We start from the raw sequence: 16,477 nt of genomic DNA, 5'->3' as shown, positions 1-16,477 counted from the left end.
ATAATTTAAGGTTATTGTAATTTGAAACAATTGAAATAAACTTTGATAATATGTATAATTCAAAAATAATTGGTTTAGGTAAGTATGTGCCAGATAATGTGGTTACCAATGATGATTTATCTAAAATAATGGACACTAATGACGCGTGGATTACAGAAAGAACGGGTATAAAAGAGCGTCGCTGGGTTAAAGAAGGTAGTGGAGATACTACTGCAACCATGGGTGTTAAAGCAGCTAAAATGGCAATAGAGCGCGCCGGAATAAGTAAAGACGATATAGATTTTATTGTTTTCGCTACGTTAAGTCCAGATATGTATTTTCCTGGGCCAGGTGTTCAGGTTCAGCATGCGTTGGGTATTAAAACGGTTGGGGCTTTGGATGTTAGAAACCAATGTTCAGGTTTTATTTACGCCTTATCTGTTGCCGATAATTTTATTAAAACAGGTATGTACAAAAACATACTTGTAATTGGTAGTGAGTTACATTCGCATGGTTTAGATAAAACAACAAGAGGTCGTGGCGTTAGTGTTATTTTTGGAGACGGAGCAGGTGCGGCTATTTTAACTAGGGAAGAAAATAATAAAAAAGGAATTTTGTCTACCCATTTACATAGTCAAGGTGAACATGCCGAAGAATTGGTTTTAAAAGCTCCAGGTATGGGAACGCGTTGGGTAAACGATATTTTAGCAGATAATAATGAAGATGATGAGAGTTATTTCCCGTACATGAACGGACAATTTGTATTTAAAAATGCAGTAGTTCGATTTAGTGAAGTTATTATGGAGGGGTTAATGGCAAATGGTTTGCAAAAAGAAGCTATAGATATGTTAATTCCGCATCAAGCTAATTTACGTATAGCACAGTTTATTCAAAATAAATTCGGATTAACAAACGATCAAGTTTTTAACAATATTCAAAAATACGGAAATACAACAGCAGCGTCTATTCCTTTAGCTTTAACAGAAGCTTGGGAAGAAGGTAAAATTAATACTGGCGATACCGTAGTTTTAGCTGCTTTTGGTAGTGGTTTTACTTGGGGAAGTGCTATTATTAAATGGTAAAAAATACAAAAAACCCAAAACGGTATAGTTTTGGGTTTTTCTAGCTATTAATCAACTTCAATTAACACTAATGTGAAGAATCTTAATATATTAGACGAAAAATCTTTCCTTTTATTACGTCTAACATATATTTTTAACAAACTTTAACTTTTAAAAAAAACAAAACTCGAAATATACAATTTCGAGTTTTTAAATAATACTAATCTTCATATGAACGAATTTTTTTAGACGACTAATTCCAAATAATTAAAACTTCGCGTTTGGTTAGATGATTGTACTTTATTTTATAACGTAAAGATAATTCTAATATTGCATAAAATTTAAAATTTTAACATATTATTTATTTTTTTAAAATTTTTTCACCTTAAAAAATTTGTAAAATATAATTTCTAGGTTTTGTTTTTTTGTTATTTAGATTGGTTTTGGAAAAAATTATAAGCTAAAATTTAAAAATCGTTCAAAAATTATAAGTATGCAGATTTCGTTTTAAAAAAGTTATTTTTTGTAATAAAATATCAACTTAAGACTGTATTTACTTGATATAAAATACTTGAAAATATATTTTACAATTCTAAAATCAAGAATAAGTAGGTCACTATGAAAAAATGAAAACCCTAAAATCAAAACTGATTTTAGGGTTTTTTAATAATCTTGCATTTCACTAACCATCAAAATTATGCAAGATTATAGTATTTTGAACATATTATTTATTTGATAGTTGTAATTTTCCTACCTGTAGGACGTCTATTTTATAAATCTGTTACAGTTTGGAAGTAGAGTTAACTAATTTTTAATAAATGAAAGATAAAACCCTAGTGTTTGGAGCGTCGTTAAATCCGGAGCGATATTCTAACTTAGCCATTAACCGTTTGGTAGTTAATAATAAAAAAGTTGTTGCTTACGGATTAAAAGCAGGAACAGTTGCAGGCGTTACTATTGAAACGGAATTAATTAAATATGATGAAATTGATACCGTTACTCTGTATATGAATCCTTTGCGGCAGAAGCCATTTTATAATTATATAATTTCCTTAAAACCGAAGCGCGTTATTTTTAATCCTGGAACAGAGAATCCGGAGTTTTTTAGTTTGCTTCAAAAAAATAATATTCATTTTGAAGCGTCTTGTACTTTAGTGCTGCTTTCTACGAATCAGTATTAATCCTAAAAAGGTTAGTAACCCGTTAATAATTAAAATTTCAAATCCAATTTGGTATCCATTTAATAAATCAACCGAATATTTATTAATAAAAAATGATATTATTGGAGCGATAATAGATATTATCCAAACGTATTTATCCTTTATTTTAGTTTCAGTGAAAATGCCTAAGGCAAATAACCCTAAAAGCGGTCCATAGGTATAACCAGCAGCTTTAAACAATTCCCAAATTACAGACACATCTTTAAAAATAGCATCAAAAGCAATAATTACGAAAACAAGTAAACTGCTTATTAAAACATGGGTTCGCTTTCTGATTTTCTTTTGAATTTCTTTTGGTTTCTTATCAATTTCAATAATATCAATGCAAAATGAAGTGGTTAGGGATGTTAAGGCAGAATCTGCACTAGAGTACGCCGCTGCCACTAAACCTAGAATAAAAAAGGATGAGGTTATAATACCAATTTCTGGTAACATGGCAATGGTTGGAAATAGTTCATCTTTTTTAGCAGAAATACCATGAGCATTGGCATACTCGGTTAGCATTAAACCTAAAACTAAAAATAATATGTTTACAAAAATTAATACCACACTAAAAGAAATCATGTTTTTTTGAGCTTCTTTTAAGTTTTTACAAGTGAGGTTTTTTTGCATCATATCCTGGTCTAAACCCGTCATGGTAATGGTAATAAACATTCCTGAAAGAAAGCTTTTTATAAAATATTGTGCGTCGTTAACATCGCTAAAGAAAAATACTTTACTCATGGTGTTTTCTTTAACACTCGCGTAAATTTCAGAAATACCATTTAAGTTTAATGCTGATGCTAAAAATATAATTGTTACAACCACCGAAACTAGCATAAACAAAGTTTGTAAGGTGTCGGTAAAAATTATGGTTTTAATTCCGCCTTTAAACGTGTACAACCATATCAATACAATGGTGAGGATAACAGTTACAGCAAATGGCATATTAAATTGATCGAACACTAAAAGCTGAAGTACTTTTGCAACTAAAAATAACCGAAACGATGCGCCAACAATTCTAGAAATTAAAAAAGCTACCGATCCTGTTTTGTAGCTTACTACTCCAAAACGATCCTTTAAGTAAGTGTAAATTGAAGTTAAATTAAGCTTGTAGTAAATTGGGAGTAAAACATATGCAATAACAATATAACCAAACAAATATCCAAAAACCACTTGCAAATAACCAAATTGTTTGGTCTCTACGGCACCAGGAACCGAAATAAAGGTAACGCCCGAAAGCGATGCGCCAATCATCCCAAAGGCAACCAAATACCAAGGGGCCGACTTATTGGCCTTAAAAAAAGCATCGTTACTATCTTCTTTTCCAGTGAAATATGAAATTAAAATGAGCACGACAAAATAGCCGGCAATTAGGAATAAAATTTGAGTTGCAGTCATATATGGAGTAATTCAAAGCCAAAATACAAATTCCAATCGATAAGTTAAATCAAAAATTGTAAATTCGCAGCCATGGAATTTTCTTCAAAATTACTAGAAAACGCAGTTAACGAAATGTCGCAACTACCAGGAATTGGTAAGCGTACGGCATTGCGTTTGGTATTGCATATGCTAAAACAACCGGAATCGCGAACAAAACTGTTGGCCGATGCTTTGTTAAAAATGCGAACCGAAGTAAAGTTCTGTAAATCTTGTCATAATATTAGCGATGTGGAAATTTGTGAAATTTGCTCAAATAAAAACAGAATGTCGCATACTATTTGTGTGGTTGAAGACGTTAGAGACGTTATGGCAATTGAAAATACGAGCTCCTTTAAAGGCATTTATCATGTTTTAGGAGGAAAAATATCTCCAATGGATGGTATTGGACCGCACGATTTAAAAATAGAATCCTTAGTAGAAAAAGTTAAGCAAGGCGAAGTAAAAGAAATAATTTTTGCGTTAAGTTCAACAATGGAAGGCGATACTACTAATTTTTACATTTATAAGCAAATACAAGATTATAACATTGTTACTTCTACCATTGCTAGAGGAATTTCGGTTGGAGACGAACTCGAATATGCCGACGAAATTACCTTGGGAAGAAGTATAGTTAACCGAATTCCGTTTGAATCTTCATTAAAATCTTAAGCGCTTATTTTTTGAAACTTTCTGTAATTATACTTAACTACAATGTGCGTTACTTTTTAGAGTTATGTTTAAAAAGTGTTGAAGCCGCTGTTGCAAATATTGAAGCCGAAATTATTGTGATCGACAATCATTCTCAAGATGATAGTTGTAAAATGCTTAAAGCCAAGTTTCCATCAATAAATTTAATAGAGAACAAGGAAAACTTAGGATTTTCAAAAGGTAATAACATTGGTGTATCACAAGCCAAAGGCGAATATATTTGCATATTAAATCCAGATACCGTTGTTGCCGAAGATACCTTTACTAAAATTTTAAACTTTGCCGAAAAAACGAATAATTTAGGAGCAATAGGTTGTAAATTAATTAATGGTATTGGCGAATTTTTACCAGAAAGTAAGCGTCATATTCCTTACGTTAATGCAGCTTTTAAAAAGATTTTAGGAAACTCTAACGATTATTATGCAAATAATTTAAAGCAAAACGAAGTTGGAGAAGTTGAGGTTTTAGTAGGCGCATTTATGCTTTTAAAACGCGAAACTTTTAATAAAATTAATGGGTTCGACGAAGATTATTTTATGTACGGCGAAGATATAGATTTGTCTTACAAACTAATAAAAGCAGGTTTTAAAAACTACTATTTTGGCGAAACTACAATTATTCATTATAAAGGCGAAAGCACTTTAAAAAATAAGTTTTATGCGCGCCGTTTTTATGGAGCCATGAAAATATTTTACAAAAAGCATTTTAAAAGAAATTACTTTTTTGATGTTTTTGTAAATTTAGGTATTGCCGGAGCTTATTTTTTTAGAACCAATCCTAAGGGTATTCGAAAGCAGCCTAATCGTTATTTTTTGGTGTCGAATTCGGTTTGCGACAAATTAAAAAGTACATTAAAGAAACCAATTGAATTAGGTAATAGTTTAAGCGCTATTAAACCAGAAACCGAGGTGGTTTTTGATGCTAACGTAATAGACTTTAAACAAATTATAAAGTTTATGGAGACTAAGCCCAATAACCTTAATTTGTCATTTAAAATTCTCCCAAATCAATCAAACTTTATTATTGGAAGCGACGATACGATTTGCAAAGGAGAAATAATAGAGTTTAACTAGTTTTTGTGAAATTAATTAATTGAAAACCGTTGTTTTTTAGTAATTTTGCAAAAAAATAGAACAACCTAAAAACCACTACATTATTTAAATATGGCAAAATTTAAGTTGAAGCTACCAAAAATGGGCGAAAGTGTTGCCGAGGCAACTATAACTTCTTGGTTAAAAGAAATTGGAGATACCATTGAGATTGATGAGCCAATTTTAGAAATTGCAACCGACAAAGTAGATAGCGAAGTGCCAAGCGAAGTTGAAGGTGTTTTAGTTGAACGCTTTTTTAATGTAGATGATGTGGTGCAAGTAGGCGGAGTTTTAGCTATTATTGAAACCGAAGGCGATGCAAATGATATTTCTGAAAATGATGACGCAATAACAGAAAATGTTATTCAAGAAGCACCGCAACAAGAAGCCATAAGTTATGTTGAAGAAACAGTGGCTGTAGCGCAACAGGCCGTTGAAACGCCAGTAGTTGTTTCTACCGATAATAGATTTTATTCTCCTTTAGTTAAAAACATAGCCAAAACCGAAGGTATTACACAAGAGGAACTCGATACTATTCCAGGAACAGGAAAAGACGCGCGAGTAACAAAAAGCGATATTTTACAATTCTTAGAAAATAGAAATGGTAATGGCGTTATAGCTCCTGCTAAAATAGACCCAGTACCTGTACCTGTTAAAACAGTTCAAGAGCCAGTAAAGGTTCAAAAAACACCAGTAATTTCAAACGGTGAAGATGAAATTATTGAAATGACTAGAATGGGTAAATTGGTTTCAAACCACATGACGTCGTCTTTACAAACATCGGCACATGTACAAAGTTTTATTGAGGCCGATGTAACAAATATTTGGAATTGGCGTAAAAAAGTTAAAGATGCATTTTTTAAACGCGAAGGCGAAAACCTTACGTTTACACCCATTTTTATGGAAGCTGTTGCTAAGGCATTACGCGAATATCCCTTAATGAATATTTCGGTTCAAGACGATAAAATTATAAAAAAGAAAAATATAAATCTTGGTATGGCCGCAGCTTTACCAGATGGTAATTTAATTGTACCTGTTATTAAAAATGCCGATCAATTAAATCTTGTTGGTATGACAAAACAGGTGAACGATTTAGCTAATCGTGCGCGTTTAAACCAATTAAAACCAGACGAAATTCAAGGCGGAACCTATACGGTTACCAACGTTGGTAGTTTTGGTAGTATAATGGGAACGCCAATTATTAATCAGCCACAAGTTGGTATTTTAGCCTTGGGTGCTATTCGTAAAGTGCCAGCGGTTATAGAAACACCAGAAGGCGATTTTATAGGTATACGTTATAAAATGTTTTTATCGCATTCTTACGATCATCGTGTTGTAAATGGTGCGCTTGGTGGTATGTTTGTAAAAGCAGTAGCCGATTATTTAGAGGCTTGGGATATAAAACGAGAAATTTAGAAAAATTAAAATAAGTTGTAAATTGTCCAATCCAATCTATGGGTTGGATTTTTTATTTTTAACTAAAGCCTAAAGGCGATTATTAAATATGCGTTGTTTCAACTTTTTTATAGTACTATTTGTATTGTCTTTTAATGGTTTTTCTCAGGTCGATACAATTTATGTTGATGAAAACTATAACAAACTTTTAAAAGATACTTTTAAGCAAAAGTTAGAATCGAATGCTTATGAAGGATACAGGTATTCTACAGATACCTTGGTTCTAGAAATGCTAAAGGTTAAATTCCGTTTTGGAAATCTTGATAAAGATATTAAATCACAATTATTTAAACTTTTATTTGCAAGACATAGTATTGATACATCTAAAGTTTTATCAATCCTTTATATTGATTCATTAAAGTCAAAAAATGATTTTCCTAAAAAGAAATACGCATTGGTTCAAGATTTATATGGAAATACTATTGGTAAAGAAAAATTTCGAAGTGCGTCGGTTTTTCCATCTGAATATGTAGATATTCGAAAATATTTGAAGGATAGAAATAAAAATGAAATAAGGTTAGTAACAGAATATAATTATAAGGGGTTTTTGAAAAATTGTAAACGATTTTTTAGCTTTCATAAAAAGTATGATGAAGTAACACCCTTTATTTTTTATAATTTTAACGCCGGAACGGAAGATGAATTTAAAGAGATAAATGCATATAAAGATTATGGACAATTATTGCGAAAATTATTTGCCTTGGATACAGAAGTGCCAAAATATATAGTGATTAAAAATAATGGTGAGTTTTATGCGAGTCATTTAATGCCATATTTGTTTTTCAATGAAAAAGACTGGGAGAGAACAAAAAATAAATATTTTAACAAAATAAAAGCTAATTCACAAAATTTATAATGCAATTAAACCTAACAAAACCCATTTGTTTTTTCGATTTAGAAACTACAGGTGTAAATATAACTTCCGATAGAATTGTAGAGATTTCAATTTTAAAAGTTTATCCAAACGGGAAAGAAGAAAGTAGAACATGGTTAGTAAACCCGGAAATGCCAATTCCCAAGGAAGTCACAGAAATTCATGGGATTTCTAATGAGAAAGTAGCTAACGAACCTACTTTTAAGGAGCTGGCTAAAGAGATTCACAATATGATTAAGGACTCCGATTTAGGAGGGTTTAATTCAAATAGATTCGATATTCCGTTATTAGCTGAAGAAATGTTGCGTGCCGATATAGATTTTGATATGAAAAACCGAATGGCTGTCGATGTGCAAACTATTTTTCATAAAATGGAGCAACGTACTTTAAGTGCTGCTTATAAATTTTATTGTAATAAAAATTTAGACGGTGCCCATAGCGCAGAAGCCGATACTAATGCAACCTACGAAGTGCTAAAAGCACAAATTGAAAAATACGATGAGCTGGAAAACGACACGAAGTTTTTAGCTGAGTTTAGTTCTCGAAAAAAGTTTGCCGATTTTGCTGGATTTATCGCATTTAATAAAAAAGGGGAAGAGTGCTTTTCGTTTGGGAAACACAAAGGTAAATTAGTAACAGAAGTGCTAGAAAAAGAACCAGGTTATTTTGGTTGGTTGCTAAATGCTGATTTTCCGCTGTACACAAAAAAGGTTTTAACAGCTATTAAGTTGCGCAGTTTTAATAATAAGTTTTAGAAGCAAGAAGCAAGAAGCAAGAAGCAAGAAGCTAGAGAAAGAATTTGGAAACACGCGTAAACTATCGAATTAGGTAATAACTTAGCAAATACACCCGTGTTAGGGATTGCAGTGGAAAGCCCACAGCTTGCACCGTTTTTTATAGGTGCAAGCGCGGACTTGTAGCGTAAAGCCCGACCGCGAACCAAAAACTTTTGGGCGGGGTAACACCCAAAATAGAGTAATTAAAAAAATTAAATTATTTTCGCGACTTACTTGTCTCGAATTTTAATTAGTACTTATGAAGTTAATTTGTATTGGTAGAAATTATACCGAACATATTGAGGAATTAGAAAATGAAAAACCTACAGATCCGGTTATTTTTTTAAAGCCAGATACAGCTATTTTATTAAAGAAACAGCCGTTTTTTATTCCCGATTTTTCTAACAACGTACATTACGAGGTTGAAGTTTTGGTTAAAATAAACCGTGTTGGGAAATATATTGACAAAAAATTTGCACATAAATACTATAACGAAATTGGTTTAGGAATAGATTTTACTGCGCGCGATTTACAAACTAAATTAAAGGAAAAAGGATTGCCTTGGGAAAAAGCTAAAGCTTTCGATGGATCGGCGGTGATTGGAAAATGGATGCCAAAAGAAGAGTTGAGCGATATTAACAAAATATCATTTTCTTTAAAAAAGAATGATATTTTTGTGCAAAACGGAAATACAAGCCACATGCTTTGGAAAATTGATGAAATAATAGAATATATCTCCAAATATTTTACATTAAAGATTGGAGATATTATATTTACGGGTACACCAGCTGGAGTAGGCAAAGTATCTGTTAACGATAATTTAAAAGGATTTTTAGAAAACAGAGAAATGTTTTCGATTACAGTTAAATAAAATATGGAACAACATTACAAATTATTTAGAGTACGTGAATTAGCCGATAATGATGAGGATTTTATCTTGGCTTTAGCGCAAACTTTTGTAGAAGAAGTTTCTGTAGATGCCGAACGTTTAAAAAATGCGGTTGCAGAAAAAAACTATCAAGAGGCTTACCAAGCGGCTCATAAAATGAAACCTACAGTAGATTTATTTGAACTTGGTGTGCTAGAAACCTTAATTGAGGTGCAAGATTGGGGGAAATTTACCAAAACAGACCAAGATGTAACCGAGCAATTAAATACTGTTATAAGGGCAGTTGATAATGCTTTGGCAGAATTGAAGTCGGATTTTAATTTATAAATGTTATCAGAAATAATTACTATTGGCGATGAGTTATTAATTGGGCAAGTTATTGATACCAATTCAGCTTTTATTGCCAAACAATTAAATAAAATTGGTGTTTCGGTTTATCAAATTACTTCGGTACAAGACGATAAAACGCATATTTTACAGGCCTTAAAAGATGCCGAAAGCCGTGTAGATGTTATTATTTTAACAGGTGGTTTAGGGCCAACAAAAGATGATATCACTAAAAAAACCATTGCCGAATATTTTAATGATACGCTAGTTCGTGATGATTCGGTACTAGAAAATATAGAGAGCATTTGGAAAAAATATGCTCGACAAACTTTATTGCAAGTTAATAAAGATCAGGCTTTGGTACCTTCAAAATCTAAAGTATTAATGAATACCTTAGGAACTGCACCCGGTATGTGGATGGAAAAAGGTGAAAAAACTTTTATTTCGCTTCCAGGTGTACCTTTCGAGATGAAGGCTTTAATAACCAATGCAGTAATCCCGAAATTAAAAGAAAAGTATAAATGTCCGTTTATACTCCATAAAACTTTATTGGTTTATGGCTTAGGCGAGAGTACATTAGCTGCACGAATTGAAGCTTGGGAAGATGCGTTACCCGGGCATGTTAAATTAGCATATTTACCAAGTTTAGGTAAAATGCGATTGCGAATTTCGAGTAAAGGTTTTGATAGAATTAAGGTAGAAACCGAAGTGCAAGACCAAATAGAAAAAGTATTGCCTTTAATTAAAGATGAATTTTTTGGGTATGAAGATGAAGATGGTAATGAAGAGGCCGTTATTGGTAACCGATTAACTAAAATAAATAAAACACTAGCTATTGCCGAAAGTTGTACTGGCGGAAAATTAGCAGAATTATTTACTGCAAATGCAGGCGCTTCAAAATATTTAAAAGGTGGTGTTGTAACTTATTCAACACAGTCTAAAATAGATGTTTTAGGAATAAATGAAGATTTAATTAAGCAGCATTCGGTTGTAAGCGCACAAGTAGCCGAAGCCATGGCAATTAAAGTTAAAGCATTATACAAATCGGATTTTGCAGTAGCAACCACTGGTAATGCTGGCCCTAGTAAAGGTGATTCTCTAGCCGAAGTAGGAACCGTATTTATAGCAATTGCTAATGAAAAGGGTGTGTTTTCAAAAGAATTTAATTTTGGAAATCCGCGTGCAAGAGTAATAAGCAAGGCGGTTAATAAGGCTTTGGAATTACTACAAAAAGAAATTTTTAAAAATTGATAAGTTTTTGGTTGCTAGCTATTAATTTATTTGTATATTTGCACCTCGATTTTAAGCAACAAGAATTTAAAGTTATAGATAATGTCAAGAGTTTGTGAACTTACAGGTAAGAAGGCAATGGTTGGGAATAATGTTTCTCACGCATTAAATAGAACTAAACGCAAATTTGATGCGAATTTAGTTAAAAAACGTTTTTACATTCCAGAAGAAGATAAGTGGATAACTTTAAAAGTGTCAACTTCTGCTTTAAAAACCATTAATAAAATAGGTATATCTGCGGCAATTAAAGAAGCAAAATCTAAAGGATTTTTAAAATAATAGCTGCATAAAAAGTATATAAAATGGCAAAAAAAGGAAACAGAATACAGGTTATTTTAGAATGTACAGAGCATAAAGCAACTGGAGAACCAGGAACTTCTCGTTACATTACTACTAAAAACAAAAAGAACACGCCAGATAGAATGGAGATTAAGAAATTTAATCCAATTCTTAAGCGTATGACTATTCATAAAGAGATAAAATAATTAGTTATGGCAAAGAAAGCAGTAGCATCATTACAAACAGGATCAAAAAGATTAACAAAAGCCATAAAAATGGTTAAATCTCCTAAAACTGGAGCTTATGTTTTTGTTGAATCTATTATGGCGCCAGATTTAGTTAACGACTATTTCAAGAAAAATTAATAAACCTTTAAAAAGGTTTGGAAAAGCAGCTTTCTAGCTAAGAAAGCTGCTTTTTTTGTTTTATATTTATCTGACATTTTTGCATACCATTAATTAAGGCAAGAATTTTGTTTGATTTAGTCTGATATTAAATCAAATTTTATAAGAAATAATTACGAATGAGTTTTTTTAAAAAAATATTTTCATCAGAAAAAAAGGAAACTTTAGATAAAGGTTTAGAAAAAACTAAAAGCACTTTTTTTGGCAAACTTAGTAAAGCAGTGGCTGGAAAGTCTAAAGTAGACGATGAAGTTTTAGATAATTTAGAAGAGGTTTTAGTAACGAGTGATGTGGGGGTTGAAACCACATTAAAAGTTATAGATCGTATTGAAGCGCGTGTATCTAAAGACAAGTATCTTGGCACTGCAGAGCTTAACCAAATTCTTCGAGAAGAAATTGCTGGGTTGTTAAGTGAAACTAATGTTGGAGAAGCCACAGAATTCACAATTCCAAAAGATAAAAAACCTTATGTTATTATGGTTGTTGGCGTAAATGGTGTGGGTAAAACTACAACCATTGGTAAATTAGCTTATCAGTTTAAAAAACAAGGGTTAAAAGTTGTTTTAGGAGCTGCAGATACGTTTAGAGCTGCGGCAATCGATCAATTACAAGTTTGGGCAGACCGTGTTGATGTACCAATTGTAAAACAAAACATGGGTAGCGACCCGGCTTCTGTTGCTTTCGATACCTTGCAAAGTGCGGTTACTCAAGATGCCGATGTTGTTATAGTTGATACAGCAGGACGTTTACATAATAAAGTAAACCTCATGAATGAGCTTACTAAAGTGAAGCGTGTCATGCAAAAAGTGGTAAACGATACTCCAAATGATGTGTTGTTGGTTTTAGATGGTTCTACGGGGCAGAACGCATTCGAGCAAGCCAAACAATTTACCGCAGCGACCGAAGTTACAAGTTTGGCAGTAACAAAGCTTGACGGAACTGCAAAAGGAGGCGTTGTTATTGGTATTTCAGATCAGTTTAAAATTCCTGTAAAATATATTGGTGTAGGCGAAGGTATTGAGGATTTACAAGTGTTTAATAAGCATGAATTTGTCGATTCGTTTTTTAAATAACTAGCGTTTTAGGGTAAAGTGCCCTTTATATACGGTTTTATTATTTTTTGTAACTACAAACCAATAATCGCTCGTGGGTAAAGGGTTTCCTTTAAAAAAACCATCCCAAGAGGTTTTCGAATTTAAAACTGTTAGTAGTTTGCCATAGCGATTAAATATGGTGGTTGTAATTTCTGGATACTGTTCTACGTGTTCTATATGCCAGGTGTCATTAATTCCGTCGTTATTTGGTGTGAAAAATTTTGGTGGATTTAAAAGATAAACAGTTTCTTGGGTTATACCACAACCATTTTTATCCCTTACTTGAACATGGTATTCTCCCGCAGATAATCCGTGAAACGAATTTTCATCTTGGTAATTAATGCCATCTAAAGAATATTCGTAATCTCCTAAACTAGAATTTTCAAGGTAAATGGTTATACTATTGTTGGTTTCTGTCCAATCTTCAATTTCTATTTCTGAAATTGTTGCCTCGTTCGAAAATAAAACTTCAAAATTTTTGGTCGATGTACAAGAAAAATTGTTGTGATTTTGCGTAACACTAACCCAATTAGTTCCTATGTTTTCTTCAGTAATATTTATGGTTTGTGTTGTTTCTCCTGTAGACCATAAATAGCTGTCAAATCCAGAGCCAGCATCAATAGTAGCATAATTGTCACTTTCGCAAATACCAATACTGTCGTTAATTGGAATTATAGGAGTGCTTTCTGGAATGAGATTTAATGTTGCTATTTGGTAGCAATTATCGGGAGAATCAATTCTTACATATAAGTTGTTTGTTGTTGTTTCCCAAGAATATTCTGTTGGTATTAAAATAGAATTGCTGTCGTTTTCAGCATCAATAATTGTGGAGAAATAGCTAAACATACAATTTGGACAGCTAACAATTTCGGGCTCATAAAAGGTTAAATCTATTACTTCTGTGTCATCATTTAAGTTGTCGCATATGTAAGCATCAACGTTATTTATTTCAAGGGTTGGACTATAAATGGTTACATGAACAGCTAAAACTTCGTCGCTTTCGCATCCATTATTTAGTTGCGTGGCATAGTAGGTGGTGTTGTTTGCTAGATTTGTGCTATCGTCAAGCACATTATCTTTTGAAATAGAATCGTACCAAACCGCACTTGCATTAACTTCAATATCACTTAAGGTGGCTTGTTCGGTAGAGCAGAAGCTTTGGTCTGTATCGCCAACTAAGGGTTCTGGTTTTTCGGTTACTGTAATCTCAAATTCATCGGAGGTAATTCTGCAATTGCTTGAGTTAATATTAGTTCCATTAGCTATGGCTACACGAAATAAGTAAGTACCAGGAGTACTGCTATCGGTAAAAATAAAAGTGTTATTATTTTCTGAATTTATATCTACCCAAGAAGCACCACTATCGTTCGATGTTTGCCATTGAAATTGGGGATCATCATATCCTTCGGAAAGTTCGGTTTCCAAAGTTATATTGGTTGGTTCGTTTTCGCAAACAGCCAGAGTTGTGTTGCTATCGCCTTCAATATATGTTGTAATAGTTGGTCCGCAGGGTTTAAACGTAATATCATCTAATGCAATATCGTTTCCTGGATGTGCACTAGGCGCGGAGTTTAAAATGGTTATAATTACTTCCGATTCGTTTTCCAAGGTAAAAAAGAATCCGTATTGCACCCATTCGCCAGAAGTTGTTTGGTTAATATCACCTGTATTATAAAACCCTAAAATATTACCTGCGGTATCGCTTACGCGGAAGGTAACATCGGGATGGTATTCGTCTGTTCCTGCCGTCGGGTTCATAACATTAATAAGCCAAGCAGAAAATTCGTAGGTGGTATTTGGGCATAATCCAGAAACACTTTTGGTATAAAAAACACCTTCACTTGTAAGTACGGCACTATTAATAACCATCATATAGCCGTTTTCATCGCCGGTATGGTCTGTAGTAGTATGCCAAGCGTTTCCTTTTAATCCGGTAGTAGAGTTTGCAATGGTATATTCGCCTTCATCGAGCTCTCCAGTGGCAACGTATGTAAATGCTGTTATACCATTATCTAGAGCAGCACCTCGGTTTGAGCCGGAACCAAAGTTAATTTCTACAATTGGATCGCCTAAACTTCCTGTACAAAGTTGAGCAGAAAGCATTTTACAAAATAAAATTAAGATGATGGTTAGGGTTGGTTTATGTTTCGTCAAAATATACAATGGCTTGTTATGTTATTTTATTTAGATGCAATGTGAGTTAAAAACTTGCTAGTATATTTTATGAATTGGCAATAAAAGAAAGTAAATAGTTATATTTAAGTCGACTTAATTATTTTATTGAATGAAATTAACACCAAAAAAACTAAATACATTTACCATGCTTAAACTGCCTTCGGCTTTTTTGTGTGGTGTTCGAACAAAATTTATTAATGCTGAAAAATGTGTTGTTACAGTAAAACATCGATGGATTAACCAAAATCCGTTTAAATCTATGTTTTGGGCTGTGCAAGGTATGGCGGCCGAATTTTCTACCGGAGCATTAATGATTTCAAAAATTAAAACTTCGGGTAAAAAAATATCTATGCTAGTTACAAGCAATAATGCTAGTTTTACTAAAAAAGCAACGGGTAGAATAACCTTTACTTGCAATGACGGAAATTTAATTGATGATGCTATTACTAAAGCCATTGAAACCGGAGAAGGACAAACCTTGTGGATGAAATCTATTGGTATTAATGAAGAAGGCACTGTGGTCTCAACCTTTAATTTTGAGTGGAGCATAAAGGTTAAGGCTTAATTTTATTTAAAATTGTAACATTTTGTTGTAACGGTCTACAAATAAGTGAATCAACAAAAAACAATAACATGACAGCACACGAAATTGATTATAGAATCTACGGCGAAGAAATGCAATACGTAGAAATAGAACTCGATCCGCAGGAAGGTGTAATTGCCGAAGCAGGCAGTTTTATGATGATGGATGACGGCATTAAAATGGAAACTATTTTTGGCGATGGTTCGCAAAAAGACACTGGGGTTTTAGGGAAAATTTTAGGTGCAGGAAAGCGCATATTAACAGGAGAAAGTTTGTTTATGACAGCTTTTTATAACACGCTTGTTGGAAAGCGAAACGTGTCGTTTGCATCGCCTTATCCAGGTAAAATTATACCTATTGATTTAACGCAGTTTGGAGGTAAGTTTATATGTCAAAAAGATGCCTTTTTATGTGCCGCTAAAGGTGTAAGCGTTGGTATTGAGTTTTCAAAAAAACTGGGTCGCGGTTTATTTGGTGGCGAGGGTTTTATTATGCAAAAATTAGAAGGTGATGGTATGGCTTTTGTTCATGCGGGCGGCACTATGGCCAAAAAAGAATTGCTTGCAGGTGAAACATTAAGAGTAGATACAGGTTGTATTGTTGGCTTCGACCAAACTGTAAATTACGATATAGAATTTGTTGGAGGTATTAAAAATACTGTTTTTGGTGGCGAAGGATTGTTTTTTGCAAAATTAGAAGGTCCTGGAACTGTTTTTATTCAATCTTTACCATTTAGCCGTTTAGCCGGAAGAGTATTGGCTTCTGCACCTCGAACAGGAGGAAAAAGTAAGGGAGAAGGAAGTATTTTAGGAGGATTAGGCGATTTACTTGATGGAGATAATAGGTTTTAATTTATTCTTGAATTTAGTAG

18 protein-coding genes are annotated in these 16,477 nt (G+C 33.0%); 16 read left to right on the top strand and 2 right to left on the bottom strand.

Annotated features, from left to right (window positions below):
• The first annotated feature begins 50 nt into the window (after positions 1-50).
• Together LG651_RS14605 and LG651_RS14600 are read left to right on the top strand one after the other, a co-directional pair.
• On the top strand, positions 51-1,061 hold the full coding sequence (locus tag LG651_RS14605) for a 3-oxoacyl-ACP synthase III family protein (RefSeq protein ID WP_226696848.1): 1,011 nt from the start codon (positions 51-53) through the stop codon (positions 1,059-1,061).
• A 797-nt stretch (positions 1,062-1,858) separates the two neighbouring features.
• Positions 1,859-2,221, top strand: a complete 363-nt coding sequence (locus tag LG651_RS14600; RefSeq protein ID WP_226696847.1) for a CoA-binding protein — start codon at positions 1,859-1,861, stop codon at positions 2,219-2,221.
• Here the strand turns inward: LG651_RS14600 and LG651_RS14595 are convergent.
• On the bottom strand, positions 2,192-3,640 hold the full coding sequence (locus LG651_RS14595) for a sodium:solute symporter (protein WP_226696846.1): 1,449 nt from the start codon (positions 3,638-3,640) through the stop codon (positions 2,192-2,194). The two genes, LG651_RS14600 and LG651_RS14595, sit on opposite strands and share 30 nt — an antisense overlap.
• A 72-nt stretch (positions 3,641-3,712) precedes the next feature.
• Here LG651_RS14595 and recR point away from each other — a divergent pair, with 72 nt between their 5' ends.
• The 12 genes from recR to ftsY all read left to right on the top strand — a co-directional run bounded on the left by recR (position 3,713) and on the right by ftsY (position 12,827).
• Entirely contained in the window at positions 3,713-4,330 is a 618-nt protein-coding gene (gene recR, locus LG651_RS14590; protein ID WP_226696845.1) for a recombination mediator RecR, read from the top strand.
• Positions 4,331-4,341: 11 nt separating this feature from the next.
• On the top strand, positions 4,342-5,442 hold the full coding sequence (locus tag LG651_RS14585; protein ID WP_226696844.1) for a glycosyltransferase family 2 protein: 1,101 nt from the start codon (positions 4,342-4,344) through the stop codon (positions 5,440-5,442).
• Between the two features lie 90 nt (positions 5,443-5,532).
• Positions 5,533-6,876, top strand: coding sequence for a dihydrolipoamide acetyltransferase family protein (locus tag LG651_RS14580; RefSeq protein ID WP_226696843.1), 1,344 nt, complete (start codon positions 5,533-5,535; stop codon positions 6,874-6,876).
• A gap of 124 nt (positions 6,877-7,000) precedes the next feature.
• On the top strand, positions 7,001-7,771 hold the full coding sequence (locus LG651_RS14575) for a hypothetical protein (RefSeq protein ID WP_226696842.1): 771 nt from the start codon (positions 7,001-7,003) through the stop codon (positions 7,769-7,771).
• Positions 7,771-8,544 (top strand): 3'-5' exonuclease, encoded by a 774-nt coding sequence (locus tag LG651_RS14570; RefSeq protein ID WP_226696841.1) that lies wholly within the window; start codon positions 7,771-7,773, stop codon positions 8,542-8,544. Before LG651_RS14575 ends, LG651_RS14570 begins: the two co-directional genes overlap by 1 nt.
• A 280-nt stretch (positions 8,545-8,824) precedes the next feature.
• Positions 8,825-9,436 carry a fumarylacetoacetate hydrolase family protein gene (locus LG651_RS14565; protein ID WP_226696840.1) on the top strand — a complete coding sequence of 204 codons (612 nt, stop codon included), beginning with the start codon at positions 8,825-8,827 and terminating at the stop codon, positions 9,434-9,436.
• 3 nt (positions 9,437-9,439) lie between these two features.
• Positions 9,440-9,781, top strand: a complete 342-nt coding sequence (locus LG651_RS14560) for an Hpt domain-containing protein (RefSeq protein ID WP_226696839.1) — start codon at positions 9,440-9,442, stop codon at positions 9,779-9,781.
• Positions 9,782-11,032, top strand: a complete 1,251-nt coding sequence (locus tag LG651_RS14555) for a competence/damage-inducible protein A (protein WP_226696838.1) — start codon at positions 9,782-9,784, stop codon at positions 11,030-11,032.
• 81 nt (positions 11,033-11,113) lie between these two features.
• Positions 11,114-11,350, top strand: coding sequence for a 50S ribosomal protein L28 (gene rpmB, locus LG651_RS14550; protein WP_226696837.1), 237 nt, complete (start codon positions 11,114-11,116; stop codon positions 11,348-11,350).
• Positions 11,351-11,373: 23 nt separating this feature from the next.
• The gene (gene rpmG, locus LG651_RS14545; protein ID WP_226696836.1) at positions 11,374-11,556 is read left to right on the top strand and encodes a 50S ribosomal protein L33; all 183 of its coding nucleotides are present in this window, start codon (positions 11,374-11,376) and stop codon (positions 11,554-11,556) included.
• Between the two features lie 6 nt (positions 11,557-11,562).
• Positions 11,563-11,715: a DUF4295 domain-containing protein gene (locus LG651_RS14540; RefSeq protein ID WP_082048539.1), complete on the top strand. Its 153-nt coding sequence runs from the start codon at positions 11,563-11,565 to the stop codon at positions 11,713-11,715.
• A 158-nt stretch (positions 11,716-11,873) separates the two neighbouring features.
• The gene (gene ftsY / locus LG651_RS14535) at positions 11,874-12,827 is read left to right on the top strand and encodes a signal recognition particle-docking protein FtsY (protein ID WP_226696835.1); all 954 of its coding nucleotides are present in this window, start codon (positions 11,874-11,876) and stop codon (positions 12,825-12,827) included.
• On the opposite strand, the gene LG651_RS14530 is transcribed toward ftsY, so the two are convergent.
• Positions 12,828-15,002 (bottom strand): T9SS type B sorting domain-containing protein, encoded by a 2,175-nt coding sequence (locus LG651_RS14530; RefSeq protein ID WP_226696834.1) that lies wholly within the window; start codon positions 15,000-15,002, stop codon positions 12,828-12,830.
• 130 nt (positions 15,003-15,132) lie between these two features.
• Between LG651_RS14530 and LG651_RS14525 the strand changes: the two genes are divergently transcribed.
• Both LG651_RS14525 and LG651_RS14520 read left to right on the top strand, forming a co-directional pair.
• Positions 15,133-15,588 (top strand): DUF4442 domain-containing protein, encoded by a 456-nt coding sequence (locus LG651_RS14525; protein ID WP_226696833.1) that lies wholly within the window; start codon positions 15,133-15,135, stop codon positions 15,586-15,588.
• Positions 15,589-15,656: 68 nt separating this feature from the next.
• Positions 15,657-16,457 (top strand): TIGR00266 family protein, encoded by an 801-nt coding sequence (locus LG651_RS14520; protein WP_226696832.1) that lies wholly within the window; start codon positions 15,657-15,659, stop codon positions 16,455-16,457.
• Positions 16,458-16,477 lie beyond the last annotated feature (20 nt).

This window comes from Neotamlana sargassicola (assembly GCF_020523965.1).
Classification (GTDB): Bacteria; Bacteroidota; Bacteroidia; order Flavobacteriales; family Flavobacteriaceae; genus Neotamlana; species Neotamlana sargassicola.
The sequence above is the reverse complement of the archived record's forward strand: the minus strand, read 5'-3'. Positions and strand labels throughout refer to the sequence as shown.

Excerpts from the sequence above, each read along its gene's own strand:
- recR (WP_226696845.1), top strand. The coding sequence starts at position 3,713 with ATGGAATTTTCTTCAAAATTACTAGAAAACGCAGTTAACGAAATGTCG.
- LG651_RS14570 (WP_226696841.1), top strand. The coding sequence starts at position 7,771 with ATGCAATTAAACCTAACAAAACCCATTTGTTTTTTCGATTTAGAAACT.
- LG651_RS14565 (WP_226696840.1), top strand. The coding sequence starts at position 8,825 with ATGAAGTTAATTTGTATTGGTAGAAATTATACCGAACATATTGAGGAA.
- LG651_RS14580 (WP_226696843.1), top strand. The coding sequence starts at position 5,533 with ATGGCAAAATTTAAGTTGAAGCTACCAAAAATGGGCGAAAGTGTTGCC.
- LG651_RS14605 (WP_226696848.1), top strand. The coding sequence starts at position 51 with ATGTATAATTCAAAAATAATTGGTTTAGGTAAGTATGTGCCAGATAAT.
- LG651_RS14600 (WP_226696847.1), top strand. The coding sequence starts at position 1,859 with ATGAAAGATAAAACCCTAGTGTTTGGAGCGTCGTTAAATCCGGAGCGA.
- ftsY (WP_226696835.1), top strand. The coding sequence starts at position 11,874 with ATGAGTTTTTTTAAAAAAATATTTTCATCAGAAAAAAAGGAAACTTTA.
- rpmB (WP_226696837.1), top strand. The coding sequence starts at position 11,114 with ATGTCAAGAGTTTGTGAACTTACAGGTAAGAAGGCAATGGTTGGGAAT.
- LG651_RS14540 (WP_082048539.1), top strand. The coding sequence starts at position 11,563 with ATGGCAAAGAAAGCAGTAGCATCATTACAAACAGGATCAAAAAGATTA.
- rpmG (WP_226696836.1), top strand. The coding sequence starts at position 11,374 with ATGGCAAAAAAAGGAAACAGAATACAGGTTATTTTAGAATGTACAGAG.
- LG651_RS14520 (WP_226696832.1), top strand. The coding sequence starts at position 15,657 with ATGACAGCACACGAAATTGATTATAGAATCTACGGCGAAGAAATGCAA.
- LG651_RS14555 (WP_226696838.1), top strand. The coding sequence starts at position 9,782 with ATGTTATCAGAAATAATTACTATTGGCGATGAGTTATTAATTGGGCAA.
- LG651_RS14560 (WP_226696839.1), top strand. The coding sequence starts at position 9,440 with ATGGAACAACATTACAAATTATTTAGAGTACGTGAATTAGCCGATAAT.
- LG651_RS14525 (WP_226696833.1), top strand. The coding sequence starts at position 15,133 with ATGAAATTAACACCAAAAAAACTAAATACATTTACCATGCTTAAACTG.
- LG651_RS14595 (WP_226696846.1), bottom strand. The coding sequence starts at position 3,640 with ATGACTGCAACTCAAATTTTATTCCTAATTGCCGGCTATTTTGTCGTG.